The organism is Serratia sp. HNCC26DJ206 (genome assembly GCF_057180605.1).
On sequence record NZ_JBXUGP010000024.1, the window covers coordinates 63,706 to 80,740 of the forward strand.

At 54.0% G+C, this 17,035-nt stretch carries 18 protein-coding genes; 7 read left to right on the forward strand and 11 right to left on the reverse strand.

The window, feature by feature from the left end; translation table 11 throughout:
• Positions 1-68: 68 nt before the first annotated feature.
• On the forward strand, positions 69-341 hold the full coding sequence (locus AC2A1E_RS16740) for a hypothetical protein (protein ID WP_484384682.1): 273 nt from the start codon (positions 69-71) through the stop codon (positions 339-341).
• Between the two features lie 354 nt (positions 342-695).
• Positions 696-1,571, forward strand: a complete 876-nt coding sequence (locus AC2A1E_RS16745; protein ID WP_473191259.1) for a nucleoside-specific channel-forming protein Tsx — start codon at positions 696-698, stop codon at positions 1,569-1,571.
• A gap of 70 nt (positions 1,572-1,641) precedes the next feature.
• Here the strand turns inward: AC2A1E_RS16745 and AC2A1E_RS16750 are convergent, their stop codons facing one another.
• The 5 genes from AC2A1E_RS16750 to hutC all read right to left on the reverse strand — a co-directional run bounded on the left by AC2A1E_RS16750 (position 1,642) and on the right by hutC (position 6,954).
• Positions 1,642-1,809, reverse strand: coding sequence for a hypothetical protein (locus tag AC2A1E_RS16750; protein WP_484384683.1), 168 nt, complete (start codon positions 1,807-1,809; stop codon positions 1,642-1,644).
• Positions 1,810-2,222: 413 nt separating this feature from the next.
• On the reverse strand, positions 2,223-3,758 hold the full coding sequence (locus AC2A1E_RS16755) for a serine hydrolase domain-containing protein (RefSeq protein ID WP_484384684.1): 1,536 nt from the start codon (positions 3,756-3,758) through the stop codon (positions 2,223-2,225).
• Positions 3,759-4,062: 304 nt separating this feature from the next.
• Positions 4,063-4,863 (reverse strand): N-formylglutamate deformylase, encoded by an 801-nt coding sequence (gene hutG / locus AC2A1E_RS16760; protein ID WP_484384685.1) that lies wholly within the window; start codon positions 4,861-4,863, stop codon positions 4,063-4,065.
• The gene (gene hutI / locus AC2A1E_RS16765) at positions 4,860-6,080 is read right to left on the reverse strand and encodes an imidazolonepropionase (protein ID WP_484384686.1); all 1,221 of its coding nucleotides are present in this window, start codon (positions 6,078-6,080) and stop codon (positions 4,860-4,862) included. The genes hutG and hutI overlap by 4 nt, the downstream gene beginning before the upstream one ends.
• A 136-nt stretch (positions 6,081-6,216) precedes the next feature.
• Entirely contained in the window at positions 6,217-6,954 is a 738-nt protein-coding gene (gene hutC, locus AC2A1E_RS16770) for a histidine utilization transcriptional repressor HutC (RefSeq protein WP_459402803.1), read from the reverse strand.
• A 194-nt stretch (positions 6,955-7,148) separates the two neighbouring features.
• On the opposite strand from hutC, the gene AC2A1E_RS16775 reads away from it, so the two are divergent.
• The 3 genes from AC2A1E_RS16775 to AC2A1E_RS16785 are packed head-to-tail and all read left to right on the forward strand — an operon-like array spanning position 7,149 to position 10,138.
• Positions 7,149-8,519: a formimidoylglutamate deiminase gene (locus tag AC2A1E_RS16775; protein WP_484384687.1), complete on the forward strand. Its 1,371-nt coding sequence runs from the start codon at positions 7,149-7,151 to the stop codon at positions 8,517-8,519.
• Positions 8,519-9,079 carry a HutD/Ves family protein gene (locus tag AC2A1E_RS16780; protein ID WP_484384709.1) on the forward strand — a complete coding sequence of 187 codons (561 nt, stop codon included), beginning with the start codon at positions 8,519-8,521 and terminating at the stop codon, positions 9,077-9,079. The genes AC2A1E_RS16775 and AC2A1E_RS16780 overlap by 1 nt, the downstream gene beginning before the upstream one ends.
• Before the next feature lie 57 nt (positions 9,080-9,136).
• A complete protein-coding gene (locus AC2A1E_RS16785) occupies positions 9,137-10,138 on the forward strand; it encodes a LacI family DNA-binding transcriptional regulator (protein WP_484384688.1) in 1,002 nt (333 codons plus the stop codon).
• Between the two features lie 35 nt (positions 10,139-10,173).
• Here AC2A1E_RS16785 and AC2A1E_RS16790 read toward each other — a convergent pair whose 3' ends face one another.
• The 4 genes from AC2A1E_RS16790 to AC2A1E_RS16805 form a co-directional block, all read right to left on the reverse strand.
• On the reverse strand, positions 10,174-11,616 hold the full coding sequence (locus AC2A1E_RS16790) for a glycoside hydrolase family 32 protein (RefSeq protein WP_484384689.1): 1,443 nt from the start codon (positions 11,614-11,616) through the stop codon (positions 10,174-10,176).
• Entirely contained in the window at positions 11,613-12,872 is a 1,260-nt protein-coding gene (locus tag AC2A1E_RS16795; RefSeq protein ID WP_484384690.1) for an oligosaccharide MFS transporter, read from the reverse strand. The genes AC2A1E_RS16790 and AC2A1E_RS16795 overlap by 4 nt, the downstream gene beginning before the upstream one ends.
• 276 nt (positions 12,873-13,148) lie before the next feature.
• Positions 13,149-14,765, reverse strand: a complete 1,617-nt coding sequence (gene pckA / locus AC2A1E_RS16800; protein WP_484384691.1) for a phosphoenolpyruvate carboxykinase (ATP) — start codon at positions 14,763-14,765, stop codon at positions 13,149-13,151.
• 555 nt (positions 14,766-15,320) lie between these two features.
• Positions 15,321-15,530 carry a hypothetical protein gene (locus tag AC2A1E_RS16805; protein WP_484384692.1) on the reverse strand — a complete coding sequence of 70 codons (210 nt, stop codon included), beginning with the start codon at positions 15,528-15,530 and terminating at the stop codon, positions 15,321-15,323.
• Positions 15,531-15,700: 170 nt separating this feature from the next.
• Here AC2A1E_RS16805 and AC2A1E_RS16810 point away from each other — a divergent pair, with 170 nt between their 5' ends.
• Positions 15,701-15,889 carry a hypothetical protein gene (locus tag AC2A1E_RS16810; protein ID WP_484384693.1) on the forward strand — a complete coding sequence of 63 codons (189 nt, stop codon included), beginning with the start codon at positions 15,701-15,703 and terminating at the stop codon, positions 15,887-15,889.
• On the opposite strand, the gene yniD is transcribed toward AC2A1E_RS16810, so the two are convergent.
• Positions 15,886-15,993 (reverse strand): small membrane protein YniD, encoded by a 108-nt coding sequence (yniD, locus tag AC2A1E_RS16815; RefSeq protein ID WP_459398675.1) that lies wholly within the window; start codon positions 15,991-15,993, stop codon positions 15,886-15,888. The two genes, AC2A1E_RS16810 and yniD, sit on opposite strands and share 4 nt — an antisense overlap.
• A gap of 326 nt (positions 15,994-16,319) precedes the next feature.
• Between yniD and AC2A1E_RS16820 the strand changes: the two genes are divergently transcribed.
• Positions 16,320-16,706, forward strand: a complete 387-nt coding sequence (locus AC2A1E_RS16820) for an ASCH domain-containing protein (RefSeq protein WP_484384694.1) — start codon at positions 16,320-16,322, stop codon at positions 16,704-16,706.
• Between the two features lie 71 nt (positions 16,707-16,777).
• On the opposite strand, the gene AC2A1E_RS16825 is transcribed toward AC2A1E_RS16820, so the two are convergent.
• Positions 16,778-17,026: a DUF1480 family protein gene (locus AC2A1E_RS16825; RefSeq protein WP_459398673.1), complete on the reverse strand. Its 249-nt coding sequence runs from the start codon at positions 17,024-17,026 to the stop codon at positions 16,778-16,780.
• Positions 17,027-17,035 lie beyond the last annotated feature (9 nt).

Genomic DNA, 17,035 nt, shown 5'->3' on the forward strand with positions numbered 1-17,035 from the left:
GGTGATTCGCGAAGTGATGGATTTAAGCTAATCTCAAATTAACTGTTCTGCCTGAAGGAACGTGAAAAATGAGAAATGATATTCAGTTTATTCAGCAACCTGCGCTTGACGGGCATAGCTTCAGTACCGGCGACATTGTGCGCTTGACCACCGCTAACTTACTGCACGAATATCAATTGGATGTGGTTATTCTGCGCCGTGACGATAAGCTGATTTATGGTTCCGTAGTGGTTGCGGCACCCAAGACCGACATTCCGGTCGCCCGTTGGGAAATTGCCCGGGGGGATGAAGTGGTATTCCGCCAGGAGAATATTGCCAAGGCGCTTCCCGGAGTGCGCTAGTTCACCGTTTTGCACAGTGCCACCCCTCGAGTTAAAGCCGACACTCATAGTCGGCTTTTTTACGCCATTATTCTGAATCCGGCTAATCCCACGGGCCGTAGATAAAGGGTACAGATTCCGTGCTAAAACCCTTTTTTAATGATGGGTATCACATTGAATATGAATGTAAATGAAAAATAATTCAAAAAATGAGAACGCAATCGATTACCTCATCGTAAAATGTCTCACTGGATCACAGATTCTTGCACCCGCTGGTTTCTATAATGCGCGCGTCGGATTAACCGTTCGTTACACCAGACTCATCGTCATCTTTCTAACGGGCCGCCAATGGCCCTTTAAGCATGTGGTAATAAAATGAAAAAAATCGCTCTCGCAGCAGGTGTGCTTCTCACTGCGTCTTACAGCACATCATCAATGGCGGATAGCAAAGATAGCCAGTTCGTTTCAGATTGGTGGCACCAGAGTGTCAATGTGGTAGGTAGCTACCACACCCGCTTCGGGCCACAACTGAACAATGACGTGTATCTGGAGTACGAAGCCTACACCAAGAAGGATTGGCTGGATTTTTATGGCTACGTGGATGTGCCGAAATTCTTTGGTACGGGCAATACGCCAAACCGGGGTATTTGGGATAACGGCTCACCGCTGTTTATGGAGATCGAACCGCGTTTCTCGATCGACAAACTGACCGGTGCCGATCTGAGCTTTGGGCCATTTAAAGAGTGGTATTTCGCCAACAACTATATCTACGACATGGGTCGCAACAACGCATCGCGCCAGAGCACTTGGTATATGGGGCTAGGGACTGACATCGACACGGGTTTGCCAATCAGCCTGTCGATGAACATTTATGCCAAATATCAGTGGCAGAACTACGGTGCGGCGAATGAAGACAGTTGGGATGGCTACCGTTTCAAAGTGAAATACTTTGTGCCGTTGACTCAGATGTGGGGCGGCAACCTGAACTATATTGGTTTCACTAACTTTGATTTTGGTTCCGATCTAGGTAAGAACGATTTCACCGTTAATGGCCGCCAAGCTCGCACCAGCAATTCCATTGCTTCCAGCCATGTGTTGGCGCTGAACTACGATCACTGGCACTACTCGTTCGTTGCCCGTTACTTCCATAACGGTGGTCAATGGCAGGATGGGGTTGATATCGGTACACCGCAAGGCCCAATCAAGTCTACCGGTTGGGGTTATTACGCGGTTGTCGGTTATAACTTCTGATTTTCCGTGGTATCTAATAGCAAAAAACCCCGTTCAAACGGGGTTTTTTTGTCTCCGTTACAATGTTGACTCAACCGGGCAAATGCTTAACCGGTATGACCAATTTCCCTTTGACGACATAACATTCGTTATTTATCCATTTGAGAATTTGCTCACGGCTCACACCTTCATACCGGGCATAGCGATAGAGATCGCCATTGAAGTATTGCGTGATGTATTCCATAAGGGTCATTTGCATAGCTGTAACTCCTGAACGCCCACCCGTTGCCAGCCTGGCCACCGCGGGAGGTTAAGGTTTGTGAGTACTGAAATTTAGTTTATCACTAATAAAAGCTCAAGAAAGAGCACGAAAAATAACAGTAACCTACAAAAAGAAATCCCGCACGGGAAGGCGGGAAATAATAAGTATCACCACTTTCTGATGACATTAAATAGTATTTTGAGGTGCAACGAAAAAGAGCACACTAACTCTTTTTTGTGACCCACACAAATTACTGGATGGCCTATTTTGTCGCAAGAAAAATATGCGAATTTTATTCGGTTTTTATGAATAGTTTTATGTGTGAACAAATTTTCAGCATTTTGGTATGAATAACCACAGTGAATATGATGTGCTGTGCCGACGGGTCGATATCGGAGCCTGAGACAACGTTAAGCGTGCATGGTTACGTCACGTTTGAACGTTAAGATTCGGCTGCGATTGGCGATCAAGTCCACACTGTAGCCGCGAAAATAGAGACAAAAACGTTTGAGCCATGGGCCGTCTTGGCTTTCAACCAGCATCCGCCCGTTACCGAGAGAACTCAGAGTACCAACTTGTGCGGCGGGGCCAACACCAATGTGGATTTTGTTGCCACGGATCTCGAAGGCGGTGCGGTATTGCGGGTGATACCAGATGCCCTGTACCTGCTTCAGGCAACCGAGGTCGGTGGTCACCGGCAAGAAACTGTGTTCCAGATGGCCAACTTCCCCCTCGACCGCTTCCCCGGTCCATTTCAGGCGCATCGGTAGATGGGCAGACAGCGACACGGCATAGCCGTCGGCGCTTTGATAAAGCGGTTCGCTGGTCCCCAGGTAGGCAACGTTACCGTCTTTCACTTCCAGCCAGTAAGGCTCGGCGATAGTGGCGTAGATCCCATCGGGGATCGCGGTACTGCGTTCGGGCAAGGCTTCACCTAACAGCGCGGCCATGACCTGCAAAATCATGCTAAAACTGTCGCAGTCTTCGCGGTTGGCCACCAACAAGGCACCGGCTTGCCGTTCAGGGGCTAACAAAAAGTAGCTTTTATAACCGGCGAGGGAACCCCCGTGGCCGAACAGGGTATGGCGACCAAGGGGCGTTTGTGCCAGCCCAAGCCCATAGCGGCTGGCTGGGCCCTGGCTGAGCCTGCGTGGCGCGCTAAGTTGCGCCAGTACGCCTTTACCGGGGCCGCTGTCTGCCAGCAAAGATTGCAGCCAGCGGGTGAGGGCGTTGGCACTGCCGGTCAGGCTGCCGGAAGCTGAAAGATGCAGCCCACTGCTGGTTTGTTGCCAACCTTGCGCGGCGTGCCAATAGCCGGGTACCAATCCTGGCACCACATCGAACCAGCTTTCTGGAGCCTGTAGCTGAACGTCAAGCGGGCGCGCCAGATGCTGCTGCACTAAAGCGTTGAAATCATAGCCCTTGGCGTTTAACGCCGCTTCCACTAAGCGGTAACCGGTGTTGGTGTAGGCGACTTCGCTACCCGCCGGGTAGTTGAGTCGCCCTAGGCTGCGGATAAATTCCAGCACCGGCTGTGCATCACTGACGGTATTGACGGAGATCCCAAGCAGGCCCAATGTTTCGCGCACGTCCGGCAGGCCGCTGGTCATATCCAGCGCCTGGCCGACGGTCACGTTTGCCAACTGTTCACCCAGTTCAGGCAGCAGATCGCCTAATCGATCGCCAAGGTGGATGGCGTTATCGGTTGCATTGAGCGCCAGTGCGGCAAAAATATGTTTAGTGATAGAGGCATAGCGCACTACGCTGTCGGCAGTGAAAGGTTCATTGCGGGCCAGATCGGCCAATCCTGCACAGACCACTGCCTGGTTTTTTGTGCTGTCAAACAGGGTAATTGCCCCACCGGGCTCGCCCGCCGTTTGCCAGTCGGTCAACAGCCCGACGGCCATTGCCTGCGCAGCGCGCCAATTTAGCGGGGTGTCAAACATAGTTGCCTCCAGAACTGATGGTTGTTCCCGTTCGGCTTCAGGTATCTGGATACAGCGGCTTGAGTCTGGGCTGAAGCATGGCCGGGTTTTCGCCAGATTGTCGCGCACGGCAAAATGTGCAGGCCGCTGTTTTGTGCGCTGTGCAGATTCGCTGGTTATCTTTCCATCAAAATTGCGATGCAGTACGCAAATCGCAGTGATAACAACAGATTCGGAAACAAGATCAGGCGGCTGGCAATGGATGACATTCGGGAGGGAATCGGGGGGAACGCTTCGGCGTATCAGGTACGCCGAAGCTGAAAGGTTAAGCCTGCTGTTCGCCCCAGGCCAGCATACTTTCAATCATCTGTTGCAGCAGATGCTGTAACGGTGCGGCGCGCGGTGCGTCAAACGCAAATGGATACTGTTCTGACATGTAATTCACCTGCGCCAGCTCCAGTTGCACCGCATGTTGGTTTTCCTGCGGCTGGCCATAAGCGCGGGTGATGTAACCGCCCTTGAAGCGCCCGTTGAGCACGTGGGTGAATTGCTGCTGTTGTTCACAACAGGTAACCAACCGACCGCTCATCGCAGGGGCGCAACTGGCACCGCTGTTGGTTCCCAGGTTGAGATCCGGCAGTTTGCCGTCGAACAGCCGCGGGATCACCGAAGCAATGGAGTGTGCATCAAACAGCAGCGCATAGCCGTGCTGGGCTTTCAGCCGCGCCAGCTCGTTCTGCAACTGCTGGTGATAGGGCTGCCAAACGTTCTGCAAGTAGCCCGCACGTTCTTCATCGCTCGGGGCCAGGTCCGGTAGAAAACTCGGGCGGCCATCGAACAGCACGTCAGGGAACAGGCCGGTGGTGGCGGTGGTGTACAGCGGTTTATCGTCTGCGGGGCGGTTAAGATCGATCACAAAGCGTGAATAGTTACCGACCAACATACTGGCACCCATCTTACGGGCAAAATCATACAGCAGTGGAATATGCCAATCGGTGTCCGGCAGTGGCCGCGCATCATCGCTCAAGCCGCGTTCAACCGCCGGAGTCAGTTTGGTACCGGCATGGGGAATGCTAATCAACAGCGGCAGGTTACCGCTGTGGAACTCAAAGGGATCGCAAATCATTGACGTACTTCTCCTCGGAAAATCACCGTGCAGGGCAGTTGGCCGCCCAACCAGTAAGCCAGTTCTGCCGGGCGTGCCAGCGGCCAGTGAACAAAGTCTGCCACCTTGCCGGTCTCCAGTGAGCCATGGCTGGCCTGCAAGCCCAGCGCTTTGGCGGCATGCAGCGTCACGCCGGCCAGCGCCTCTTCCGGTGTCAGGCGGAACAGCGTACAGGCCATGTTGATCATCAAGCGCAGCGACAGCGCTGGCGAAGTGCCGGGGTTGGCATCGCTGGCGATGGCTATCGCCACGCCGTGTTTGCGGAACAGCTCAACCGGCGGGCATTGGGTTTCACGCAGCATGTAGTAAGCCCCTGGCAGCAGCACAGCTACGGTGCCAGAGGCGGCCATGGCGGCGGCGTCTTCTGCGGTGGCGTATTCAAGATGATCGGCAGAAAGGGCATGATGGCGTGCCGCCAGTGCGCTGCCACCGAGAGCAGAAAGCTGCTCGGCGTGCAGTTTGACCGGCAACCCGGCTTGTTCTGCGGCGTGAAACACCCGCTCGACCTGTGCTGGAGAAAACGCCAGATGTTCGCAGAAGGCATCCACCGCATCCGCCAAACCTGCCGCCGCCGCTTCTGGGATGATGGTGTGGCAGACCAGATCGATGTAGTCGTCAGCCCGCCCGGCGTATTCCGGTGGCAGTGCGTGTGCCGCCAGGCAGGTGGTTTTCACTTCAACCGGTAACAACTCGCCTAGCTGGCGCGCCACGCGCAGCATTTTCAGCTCGCTGTGCGGCGTTAAACCATAGCCGGATTTGATCTCTACACAGGTGACGCCCTCTGCCAGCAGCGGCCGCAGGCGAAACAGGGCCTGCTCTAATAACTGTGCTTCTTCAGCGTCGCGCGTGGCTTTTACCGTGGAGATAATGCCACCGCCTTGTGCGGCGATCTCGGCATAGCTGATGCCGTTTAAACGCTGTTCGAATTCAGCGCTGCGGTTGCCGCCAAAGACCAGATGCGTGTGGCAGTCGATCAGGCCGGGGGTAATGATCCCGCCGTCGAAACGCACCGTTTTAGCCGCTGCCAATACTGGCATGGTGGCCTCTTCGCCTATCCAGACAATCTTGCCGTCGCGCACGGCGATCGCGCCATTGCTGATAATGTGATATTTGCCGTCGCGCATGGTGACAATATCTGCACCGTGCCACAGGTTGTCGCAGTGGATCTCAGACGTCATGGTGTTCCTGCTCCCACATGGTTGTATATACAATTAAAACCAAGCTAACGCATTCGTCGAGATGCTACAAGAGAGGGGATAAGAATTTGTTATGAGAATGTGATGAAGCACGGGGCAGCGTTTGCCCCGGTGGAATTCAGACCTGATTGGTAAAGCGGCCAAACAGCTGGTAGCGGCTGCCCGGATACAGCAAACGGGCGGAGGTCACCACCGTCTTTCCTGACCAGGTACGGCGGTGGATCAACAGGCCCGGTTCATGAGCTTCTAATTGCAACAGCTCACGCTCGTGTTGCGTGGGCACCACGGCTTCCACGATGTGCTCACCGGCGGTCAGCGGCGCTGATTGCATGAGATAGATATAGGGCGTGACCTGATCGAAATCCTGCTTCATGTAATCCGGTGCGACCAGCGGGTTAACGCAGCGATCTTCTATCTGCACCGGGATGTCATTCTCGTAATGAACGATCTGCGAATAAAACAGGGGCTGGCCGGGTTGAATGCCGAGCGCTGCTGCCTCTTCGTCACTGGCCGGGCGAGCCTTAAGCTCCAGGATCTTGCTGCTGTGGCGATGGCCGCGCGCGGCAATCTCGTCGGCAATATTGTGTACTTCCAGCAAGGCAGTGTGCGCTTTGGCTTCGGCGACAAAAGTGCCAACCCCCTGCATGCGGATCAGAAAGCCTTCGCTGGTCAGTTCGCGTAAGGCGCGGTTGATGGTCATGCGGCTGACGCCAAGCTCGGCCACCAGTTCGCTTTCAGAGGGTACGCGCTGGTGTGGTTGCCAGTGGCCCGCGCGGATTTGGCTCACTATCGCCTGTTTGACCCGTTGATAGATCGGGGCGGGCGTATCGCTCATTGCTGCAGCCAGTTGCAGCATGATCTGTTGATCTACCACGACGTTAACCTCGTCAAATAAAAAAATAATAACATCAGTTTACTGTTGATGTTGGCATATGTATATGTATATACAAGTAGGGCCAATTCACCCGATGAGTGAAATTGGTTCACAAAATTTTAACCTATGCGCCTGCCGCGCTTTCTTAGCTGTTACACCTACTTTGGAATACTGCTATGCCTGCTTATTTTGCTTCTCGCGCACTGCTCCCGTCCGGTTGGGCTCACAACGTGCGGCTCGATGTCGATGCGCACGGCCAACTGACCCAGGTTACTCCGAATGCCGAATCTACCGATTGTCTGCGCTTGCACGGTGATGTGGTGCCGGGCATGCCAAACCTGCATTCCCATGCTTTCCAGCGCGCGATGGCGGGCTTGGCAGAGGTGGCAGGCAATCCGCAAGACAGTTTCTGGACCTGGCGCGATCTGATGTATCGGCTGGTGCAGCGCTTAACCCCAGAGCAGGTTGAGGTGATTGCCCGTCAACTGTATATCGAAATGCTCAAGGGCGGCTATACCCAGGTCGCAGAGTTTCATTATTTACACCATGCCCCAGACGGTAAACCTTATGCCGATCGCGGCGAGATGACTGGCCGCCTTAGCCAGGCCGCGCAGCAGGCGGGGATTGGTATGACGCTGCTGCCGGTGCTCTACAGCTATGCCGGTTTTGGTGCTCAGCCAGCGCAAGCGGGGCAAAAACGCTTCATTCAGGATGTGGAGAGCTATCTGGCGCAGCAGCAGACCATCGCTCGCCAACTGGCTGGGCAGCCGTTACAGAATCATGGCTTGTGCTTCCATTCGCTGCGGGCGGTGGAGCTTAGCCAGATGCAGCAGGTTTTGGCCGCATCGGACTCTGCCTTACCGGTGCATATCCATATTGCGGAACAGCAAAAAGAGGTTAACGACTGCCTGGCATGGAGCGGCCAACGCCCGGTGGCCTGGTTGTATGAGCATCTACCGGTGGAAAGCCGCTGGTGTTTGGTGCATGCCACCCATCTGGATCGTGAGGAACTGGAACAACTGGCGCGCAGTCAAGCGGTCGCCGGGCTGTGTTTAACCACCGAAGCCAACTTGGGTGACGGCATCTTCCCCGGCGATAGCTATCTGCATCATCAAGGGCGCTGGGGGATTGGTTCGGACAGCCATGTTTCATTGAACGTGGTGGAAGAGTTGCGTTGGTTTGAATATGGCCAGCGGCTGCGCGATCAGCGCCGCAATCGCCTGACCACGCCGGAACAACCTGCGGTGGCCGATGTGCTTTACCAGCAGGCATTACAGGGCGGCGCACAGGCCTGCGGTACGGCGATCGGTCAACTGGCGGTGGGTTACCGTGCAGATTGGCTGGTGCTGGACGGTGACGATCCCTATCTGGCTGCGGCACCGGATGAATCCATCCTCAGCCGCTGGCTGTTCGCCGGGGGCAAAGAGCAGATCCGCGACGTATTTGTGGCGGGCCGTCAGGTGATTGAGCAGGGGCGTCATGCGCTGCAACAGCAGAGCAGCGCCGAGTTTCTGCAAGTGCTGAAAACTTTCCAACAGGAGGCATGATGAGCCTGAACCGTTTCGATTTTGCCAGTCTGCCGGTTAGCCCATGGCGCAACGGCGGCGGCGAAACCCGCGAGATCACCAGCCAACCGCCGGGCAATGCCGATTTTGACTGGCGCGCCAGCATTGCCACTATCGCGCAAGATGGCCCGTTCTCGGCCTTTAACGGTATCGATCGCTCAATCACTCTGCTGGAAGGCGATGGCGTACATCTGTACAGCGCGGGCCTGATCGACCATCGTTTGCAGCATCTGGGGGAGCCGTTTGCCTTTTCCGGTGATGTGGCGCTGGAGGCATTTTTGCTCGGCGGTAGCAGCCAGGATTTCAACATTATGACGCGGCGCGGGCGCTGTAACGCCAACGTTAGGCGCATCACGACTGAGGTGATTGCCCCAGCATCACATGCTGGCGTGTTGTATGTGTTGCAGGGCGAGTGGCAACTGGAGGATGGCAGTCCATTGAGCCAACGTCAGGGCTGCTGGTGGCAACAGCAACAGCGATCGCTGCGCTTTTCGCCACGAGAAGGGGCGATTGCACTGTGGGCGGATATTACTGCCCGCTAGAGTCTGTGGCTAAGTTATGGGATTATCAGACTTTCTATCCCAGACAGAGAAGGGCGCATGGCCTCGCTGAAAGATGTTGCTAAACTCGCTGGCGTATCGTTGATGACGGTGTCCCGCGCCATTAACGAACCCGGCAAACTTCGGCCGGATACCTACCAGCGCGTAAAGCAGGCGATTGATCAACTGGATTACGTGCCGGATCTTGCAGCACGGCGTATTCGTGGTGACAGTCGCCGGGTGAAAACCCTTGGCGTGCTGGCGCTCGATACGGCAACCACACCGTTCTCGGTTGACATGATCCTCTCGATTGAAAAAACCGCCCGTGAACAGGGTTGGAACAGTTTTGTGGTCAACCTGTTTGCCGACGATAATGCCGAACAGATGGTCGATCTGCTGCTGGCGCACCGGCCAGACGGCGTGATCTTTACCACTATGGGGCTGCGTCAGGTCACCATTCCGGCTAAATTGCTGGACCAACAACTGGTACTGGCCAACTGCATTAGCCCAGAAAGTTCGGTCGCCAGCTATATTCCCGATGATGAACAAGGCCAGTACGATGCCATGCGGGCGTTGATCGCTCGTGGCTATCGTGCGCCATTGTGCATTCAACTGCCGGAAAATACCTTAGCGGCCGGGCTGCGGCGGCGTGGATTAGAGCGCGCTTGGCGCGAAGCCGGTGGCGATGTGGGGCAACTGCGTCAATATCACTTGGATCTCAGCGGTGGGGATGAACATTACCGTGACGTTGTCACGATTGTAGCCAGGCATTTCTCCCCAGGCGTGCAGGATTGTGATGCGGTGGTGTGTGGTAACGATCGTGTGGCGTTTATGGTCTATCAAACCTTACTGGCTCAAGGTTGGAAAATTCCTGAGCAGGTGGCAGTCTTGGGTTACGACAATATGGTGGGGATTGGCGAGCTGTTCCAACCGCCGTTAACCACCGTGCAGTTACCGCATTATGAGTTGGGGCGTCAGGCAGCGTTGCATCTGATTAATCAGCTTACGCACAAGGAAACGGTGCGGGTTGCCTGCCCGTTGCTGATGCGCGATTCGATGTAACAACCTGCTCCTGCCAGGCAGGAGCAGGTGAGGTTTTACCGCCAAATGGTGGCCAGTTGCCATGCCTGCACGCCAGCAAACTGCGCGCTGCCCGCTTCAGCGAACAGGCTGAGATGACGATCGCCATCCGTAGGGTAAATACGGCTGGTCAGGCAGGCTTCTCCCTGATTGACAAACACTTCTAGTGAAGACTGGTCAACAAAAATCCGCAATGTCAGCGTATCGCCTTCCGGCAACGGCACGCTGCGGCAACCGCACAGGCCAGGTTCAGGGCTAAAGCGCTCTAAAACCAAGCGACGGGCCTGATTATCAACATATACGCGAGCGGCTTTGCCCACGGCCATACCATAGCGTTCCGCCTCGCTGGCGTTGATATCCACAATCAGCAGCAGTTCATGCAGGTTGCTACCCAACAACTGTTGCTGGTTGTGGCACTGTAGAGCACCCAAGCGTTGCGGTTCAGTGCGCAATGCAGCCAGTTCTCGGGCTGGGTTCATCAGCACTTTACCCTGAGCGTCCAGCGTCAGTTCGCGCGGCAAGGTTAATGCCCCGGCCCAACCATGCGCTTTACTGGGCATGGCGGATTCCCACATATCCATCCAGGCAAACAGCATACGGCGGCCATCGGCGGCGGTGAAGGTCTGCGGCGCATAGAAATCATGCCCGGCATCCAGTTCACAGAAAGGCTGGGTGACGGTAAAATCCTGCCCCGGCTGCCAGTTGCCTAGCAGGTAACCACTCTGGAAACGGTTACGGTTGCGGTAACCTTGCGCAACCAACCCCTGCGGCGAGAACAGCAATACCTGCCGTTCACCCAGCGGGAAGAAGTCCGGGCATTCCCACATATAGCCCTGGGCCGCATTTTGCGCCTGAGCGAGAACGCGTTCGAACTGCCAGTCACGCAGGTCGGAAGAACGATATAGCCGGGCCTGGCCGAGGTTGTTCTCTTTAGCACCGATCACCATCCACCAACTGCCCGCTTCGCGCCACACTTTGGGATCGCGGAAGTGCTGAATACTTGCCGGCGGAACCAACACTGGCCCCTGTTTAACAAAGTTCACGCCGTCGTGGCTGGTGGCCAGGCATTGCACTTCGCGCACCTGGTCGTCGTCGCCGGTTTTGCCCAGCCAGACGTGGCCGGTATAGATCAGCGTCAGTACGCCATGATCGTCAACCGCACAGCCGGAGAAACAACCGTCCCGATCGTAGTCATCGCCCGGAGCTAGTGCGATAGGCTGATACTGCCAGTGCACCAGATCGCTGCTGGTAGCGTGTGCCCAGTGCATAGGGCCCCAGTTTTCATCGTAAGGGTGATGTTGGTAAAACGCATGATAAACCCCGTTAATGCAGATCAGTCCGTTGGGATCGTTGATCCAGCCAGCCTGTGCGGCCAGGTGGAAGCGTGGGTAGTAATCGTCCCGGCGCTGTGCGCGCAGAGCCTCAATCGCGTGATCGGCTTGAGCTAAGGCTTTTTTCATTGAATCGACTCGCTTGATTTAATTACAGGTTGAAATTGGGGTACTTGGTTTGCCTGCTCAGCGCGCAGCAGGAAGCAGGAAATGAGAGTGGTACTGGCGACGGCAAAGCCCATCAGCAGGTAGGTGGGGGCAAAGCCGATGTGGTCGTAGCCGTAGCCAGCCAGCGGCGACAAGAAGCTGGCCATCACCTGGGTAACGAACTGGAAACCCACCAGATACAGGGTGGAGGATAGGCGGCTATCGAAGCGGGTGGCGATGTATTTGAAAATGGCAATCAGCAGGATTGGCAACTCAACGGCGTGCAGCAGTTTCATAGCGGAAATCATCAGCGCACCGCTTGCCAGGCCGGAACCAAGCATACGCAACGCCATCAGGCCACCGGCCAGCAACAACCCTTGCTTGGCACCGATGCGGTTCACCAGCAACGGTGCCAGGAACATCCCACCGGCTTCGAGGAATACTTGCAGGGAGTTGAGGAACCCGTACATCTCATTGCCTTGCTGCGAGGTTGGGAACTGCGAGGCAAAATATACGGAGAACTGCTGATCAAACACGTTGTAAACGCTGATGCCGAGCACAAATACCACCAACGCCCAAAAGCTCGGCAGGCGCAGCAAAGCCAGCGCATCCTGTAGCTTCAGGTTCTCCGGCTTACCGAACTCCAAGCCAGACAGGGCATTGGGTTTCAACTCGCGTATCTGGCTCAGCAACAGCAGGAATATTATGGCAGAGGCGGAAGCCAGCCAGAAATTGATGTTGGGGTTGATGTTAAAGATAAACCCGGCAAAGAAGGTGGCACAGGCCCAGCCGAGCGAACCCCACATGCGGGCGCGGCCAAACTCAAAGCCGATAATACGGCTGACGCGTTCGGTGTAGGACTCCAGTGCACCGATCCCGGCGAAAAAGGTGGCGCCGATAAACATGCCACCTACCAGTGCACCAAGCAGTAAATTGGTTTTTAGCAGCGGTGCATAGACGTAGATAAAGAACGGCCCGGTGAGCAGTAACATCACGCCGAGAAATTGCAGCAGATGCTTGCGTAGCCCGAGTTTGTCCTGAATAAAACCGTACAGCGGCTGAGCGCACAGGGCGACTAGCGAGATGGCTGAGAAGATCAGGCCGGTTTCAGCGCCTTTCAAGCCAATTTTTTGATTCAGCCAGATGGAAATCAGTGAAAAACTGGATGACCAGGTGAAGAAGAAAAAGAACAGCAGGCCACTTAGAAGCACATAATATTTTTTGGTTTCGCGGTTCATGGGAAAACCCTGATGGATGAGAGTGCTTTATTGTTAACGTTAACTTTTGGCTAAATAAAGCCATCACGCTATCTAATTGCGATGTTAATCACAAAAGTTAACGTTAACATTTATACTTTGCGATCGACGTCACGGGTGAAAATTGAATACGGCAGCAGCAGGTGGAAGGGATTCTCTGGGGGCTAGCGGCTTTGAAATAAAAAGGGGTTCAACATACAGAACCCCGATATTAAGCATCCAAAGAAGAGTGCAAGAGAGTGCACTCTTTAGGAGGAATTACAATTTAGGCCCGGCACTCACCAGCTTTTTACCCGCTTCTGTCACGGTATATTTGCTGAAGTTATCGATAAAGCGCTGTGCCAGATCCTGCGCTTTCTCTTGCCACAGCGATTCATCGGCATAGGTTTTACGCGGATCGAGAATCGACGGATCCACGCCAGGCAGTGCCAGTGGTACGGCCAGATCGAAGATCGGCAGCGTGAAGGTTTCTGTCTGTTCGATCTTGCCACTCAGGATGGCATCGATAATACCGCGGGTATCCTTAATAGAAATACGCTTGCCGCTGCCGTTCCAGCCGGTATTCACCAGATAAGCCTGCGCCCCGGCCGCTTCCATGCGCTTCACCAGCACCGAAGCATATTGCGTTGGGTGCAATGCCAAAAACGCGGCACCGAAGCAGGCAGAGAAGGTTGGGGTAGGCGTGGTGATGCCCCGCTCGGTACCGGCCAGTTTGGCGGTGAAACCAGAGAGGAAGTGGTATTGGGTCTGTTCTGCGGTCAGGCGTGAAACCGGCGGCAGTACGCCAAAGGCATCCGCCGTCAGGAAAATGATTTTCTTGGCGTGCCCGGCTTTGGAAACCGGCTTAACGATGTTCTCGATATGGTAAATCGGGTAGGAAACGCGCGTATTCTCGGTCTTGCTGGCATCGTCAAAATCGATACTGCCATCCGCCAGCACTTGAACGTTTTCCAACAGCGCGTCGCGGCGGATTGCCTGATAAATCTCTGGCTCGGCCTGGGCAGAAAGTTTGATGGTTTTGGCGTAGCAACCGCCTTCGAAGTTGAACACCCCATCGTCATCCCAGCCGTGTTCGTCGTCGCCAATCAGTTGGCGCTTCGGATCGGTGGAAAGCGTGGTTTTGCCGGTGCCAGACAGGCCGAAGAAGATCGCCACATCGCCTTTCTCACCCACGTTAGCCGAACAGTGCATGGAAGCGATGCCTTTCAGCGGCAGCAGGTAGTTCATGATAGAGAACAACCCTTTCTTCATTTCACCGCCGTACCAGGTGCCGCCGATCAACTGTATACGTTCGGTCAGGTTGAAGGCGACAAAGTTTTCTGAATGCATGCCCTGCTGTTGCCAATCGGGATTGGTGCATTTAGCGCCGTTCATCACCACAAAGTCGGGTTCGAAACTTTGTAGCTCCTGCTCCGTAGGGCGGATAAACATATTCTTGACGAAATGCGCCTGCCAAGCTACTTCGGTAATGAAACGGACTTTCAGCCGGGTATCGGCGTTGGCGCCGCAAAATGCGTCCACGACAAACAGGCGCTTATTAGAAAGCTGATTGCCAACCAGGGTTTTCAGATGCTGCCAAACCTCTGGCGAAAGCGGCTGATTATCGTTTTTACCGGTACCGCTGTCGGACCACCAGACGGTATCGCGCGTAGTGTCGTCACGCACGATGTATTTGTCTTTTGGCGAACGGCCGGTGAACTCGCCGGTATCGACGTTGACCGCGCCTAACTGGGTCAGCGTACCGCGTTCCAATGTGGGCAAATCAGTGCGGGTTTCTTCGGCAAACAGTTGTTCATAGCTAGGGTTATAAACGATCTCGCTAGCGTGATGAATACCGTAACGAGTGAGAGTTTGTGGGGTAACAGTTGAAGACATATCTACTTCCTTATTGGCTATGTTCTGCCCGTTTTGTACGGTGTCGCGTGCTAAAACGGGGGGCGATTCCTGCTGACCGGATTCAGCTTTTACCGTTCCGGCTCTATTTATTAACCAAGCGGCTACTATAGCATAACATCGCCTGTCCGCCTGATGATTTTAATAATCAGACATTGACGAGAGTTAATTAAGAAAATATGAAAGCAAAGGGGGATATCGAATTAATATGGCAATATAGTAAATTGTATTGCTATAATTTTACTGGGTATTTTTATTAAAACGGTGTTTCAGCATATTCTTGAGTTAAAAGAATGATTTCAATTCATTACTTGCGGGCGTTCATTTTTTCATCGGGTAAATAATAAACTGAGTAAACTATAAAAGCGTATTGTCATTACAAAACGCTTTTACATGGCATAAATTATGCTAATAACCGTAATTTCCCGATAAATCCTATTAATGTCGACGGATTTCGTGTGCAGAGTATCGCCCTGAGAGAGGCCGGGCTTGCATACCTCGGGCTTTCTTCGAATCGCCAGCCATCAGGTTGGCGATTCACTTGTCATCTTTCAGCATGCTGATCGCCGCACCGATCAGGATCCGGCGTTCAACGTCATGGCTGGCTGCTAACTGTTGTGTCAGATGTTTGGCCAGTGTTTCTACCGATAAAACCTCGCCGCGATGGCGCAACTGCATCACGCTGTCGCCAATCAACCGGGCAACTTCATCCCATATGGGCTTTATCTCCTGCTCCGAGAACTTCATCGTTAACCTCGGCTGGGTGATTTTTGGTCAATGTAGCAGTTGCTTGTCAGCTTCGCCACCCGTGAGGTTGAACAAAAAATAAAACCGGAAGTATAAAGAATAATCCGTCAGTGTTTCTTCTGGTTTTTATATTCAATACTGGTGGTGTCAAACAACGGGAGGATGAAATCATGCAATTGGTTGAACAATTGGCAGAGTATTATCGGCTCAGCAAGCGGGCAGAAGTTCAAAACCGCTGGTGCCGCCTGTGGTTACCGCAGGGCGAGGCGCGTATCGCTTACTTACGGGAATTGCTGGAGCCAACAGCAAAATGCCCGGCCAAGCGAGCCACTGAGGCTGTCAGCAGGGGAACTGATTAACCGAAGGCGATAGCCGCCCAGCGCAGTAATAACAGGGCCAGACAGATCAACACCAGAACCACAAACATTTTCCAATGTTTGGCACGCATACGTTTGGTTGGCAATTTCGCTTCCTCATCCTTTTAGAGGCAGAGATACCCAATGCCCAGGCCGACGATCGCAATAGCGGTAAAAGCCACGATCTTCAGCAAATCACTGAAGGTGTCATCGGGGTCTTTCTCTGCCTTCTTCATGTGTTTGCCCAGCGACTATTGAGTAGATCTTGAACCACAGTATGCCTGCTGGCGCGTGCCACGCACAGGGGTTTACCCTAAAATCGCGTAAAAGGGGCTTGGAACGCTGGACGATGCTCCGCCTGCCCGGTGCAATACGGCAGGCGCAAGTGTACTATCCTGTGTGCATCAGTGACTCAATCGATAAAGGTAACGCTATGGCATTTGCGGCAAAATATGAAGATATAGAACGTTGGGCGTTCGGTGATACCGTACAGCAGGCGGATGATTTGGCTAAACGGGTTTTGGACGGTGTTAAAACGGCCACCTGTTCAAGTCTGGATGGCGAAGGTATCCCACAACCTGGCGACATTTTTGTGGTGGTCGACGGTAAGAATGAGCCGGTCTGTGCGATCGAGCTGACCACCGTAGAGATGAGCACTTATGATCAAGTGAGTGAAGCCCATGCGATGGCCGAAGGTGAGGGCGATCGTTCGCTGGCTTACTGGCGCAAAGAGCATAAACGCTTTTTTGAAGAGTACGAGCTGTTCTCACCGGATATGACGCTGGTGCTGATGCACTTTAAGGTGATCGAAAAGTTTTAAGCGGGATCGATACGGTATAAAAAAACGCGCGGTGTCCAATGGGAATACCGCGCGTTTTTTGGCTTGTAGGGTCATTCCAACCGCATTACCCAAGCATCGGCCTGCCGATCGTAATGCTGTTTGTACAATAAGGACTGTTTGCCATCAAGCATGGCTGGGATGCTGGTATGTTCATCCCAACCGTCCAGTTGCATACACAGATCGGGATCAGATTTACAGGGAATGGCGAGAGTGACTTTTCCTTCGGCATGTTCAGACGCAGACGTTAAATGTGCGTCATCGACCTCGAAACTGCCTATCTTTACAACGGTTTTGCCCATTGGAACTCC

Coding starts and splice junctions, on each gene's coding strand:
- AC2A1E_RS16740 (WP_484384682.1), top strand. CDS start 69: ATGAGAAATGATATTCAGTTTATTCAGCAACCTGCGCTTGACGGGCAT.
- AC2A1E_RS16745 (WP_473191259.1), top strand. CDS start 696: ATGAAAAAAATCGCTCTCGCAGCAGGTGTGCTTCTCACTGCGTCTTAC.
- AC2A1E_RS16750 (WP_484384683.1), bottom strand. CDS start 1,809: ATGCAAATGACCCTTATGGAATACATCACGCAATACTTCAATGGCGAT.
- AC2A1E_RS16755 (WP_484384684.1), bottom strand. CDS start 3,758: ATGTTTGACACCCCGCTAAATTGGCGCGCTGCGCAGGCAATGGCCGTC.
- hutG (WP_484384685.1), bottom strand. CDS start 4,863: ATGATTTGCGATCCCTTTGAGTTCCACAGCGGTAACCTGCCGCTGTTG.
- hutI (WP_484384686.1), bottom strand. CDS start 6,080: ATGACGTCTGAGATCCACTGCGACAACCTGTGGCACGGTGCAGATATT.
- hutC (WP_459402803.1), bottom strand. CDS start 6,954: ATGCTGCAACTGGCTGCAGCAATGAGCGATACGCCCGCCCCGATCTAT.
- AC2A1E_RS16775 (WP_484384687.1), top strand. CDS start 7,149: ATGCCTGCTTATTTTGCTTCTCGCGCACTGCTCCCGTCCGGTTGGGCT.
- AC2A1E_RS16780 (WP_484384709.1), top strand. CDS start 8,519: ATGAGCCTGAACCGTTTCGATTTTGCCAGTCTGCCGGTTAGCCCATGG.
- AC2A1E_RS16785 (WP_484384688.1), top strand. CDS start 9,137: ATGGCCTCGCTGAAAGATGTTGCTAAACTCGCTGGCGTATCGTTGATG.
- AC2A1E_RS16790 (WP_484384689.1), bottom strand. CDS start 11,616: ATGAAAAAAGCCTTAGCTCAAGCCGATCACGCGATTGAGGCTCTGCGC.
- AC2A1E_RS16795 (WP_484384690.1), bottom strand. CDS start 12,872: ATGAACCGCGAAACCAAAAAATATTATGTGCTTCTAAGTGGCCTGCTG.
- pckA (WP_484384691.1), bottom strand. CDS start 14,765: ATGTCTTCAACTGTTACCCCACAAACTCTCACTCGTTACGGTATTCAT.
- AC2A1E_RS16805 (WP_484384692.1), bottom strand. CDS start 15,530: ATGAAGTTCTCGGAGCAGGAGATAAAGCCCATATGGGATGAAGTTGCC.
- AC2A1E_RS16810 (WP_484384693.1), top strand. CDS start 15,701: ATGCAATTGGTTGAACAATTGGCAGAGTATTATCGGCTCAGCAAGCGG.
- AC2A1E_RS16820 (WP_484384694.1), top strand. CDS start 16,320: ATGGCATTTGCGGCAAAATATGAAGATATAGAACGTTGGGCGTTCGGT.
- AC2A1E_RS16825 (WP_459398673.1), bottom strand. CDS start 17,026: ATGGGCAAAACCGTTGTAAAGATAGGCAGTTTCGAGGTCGATGACGCA.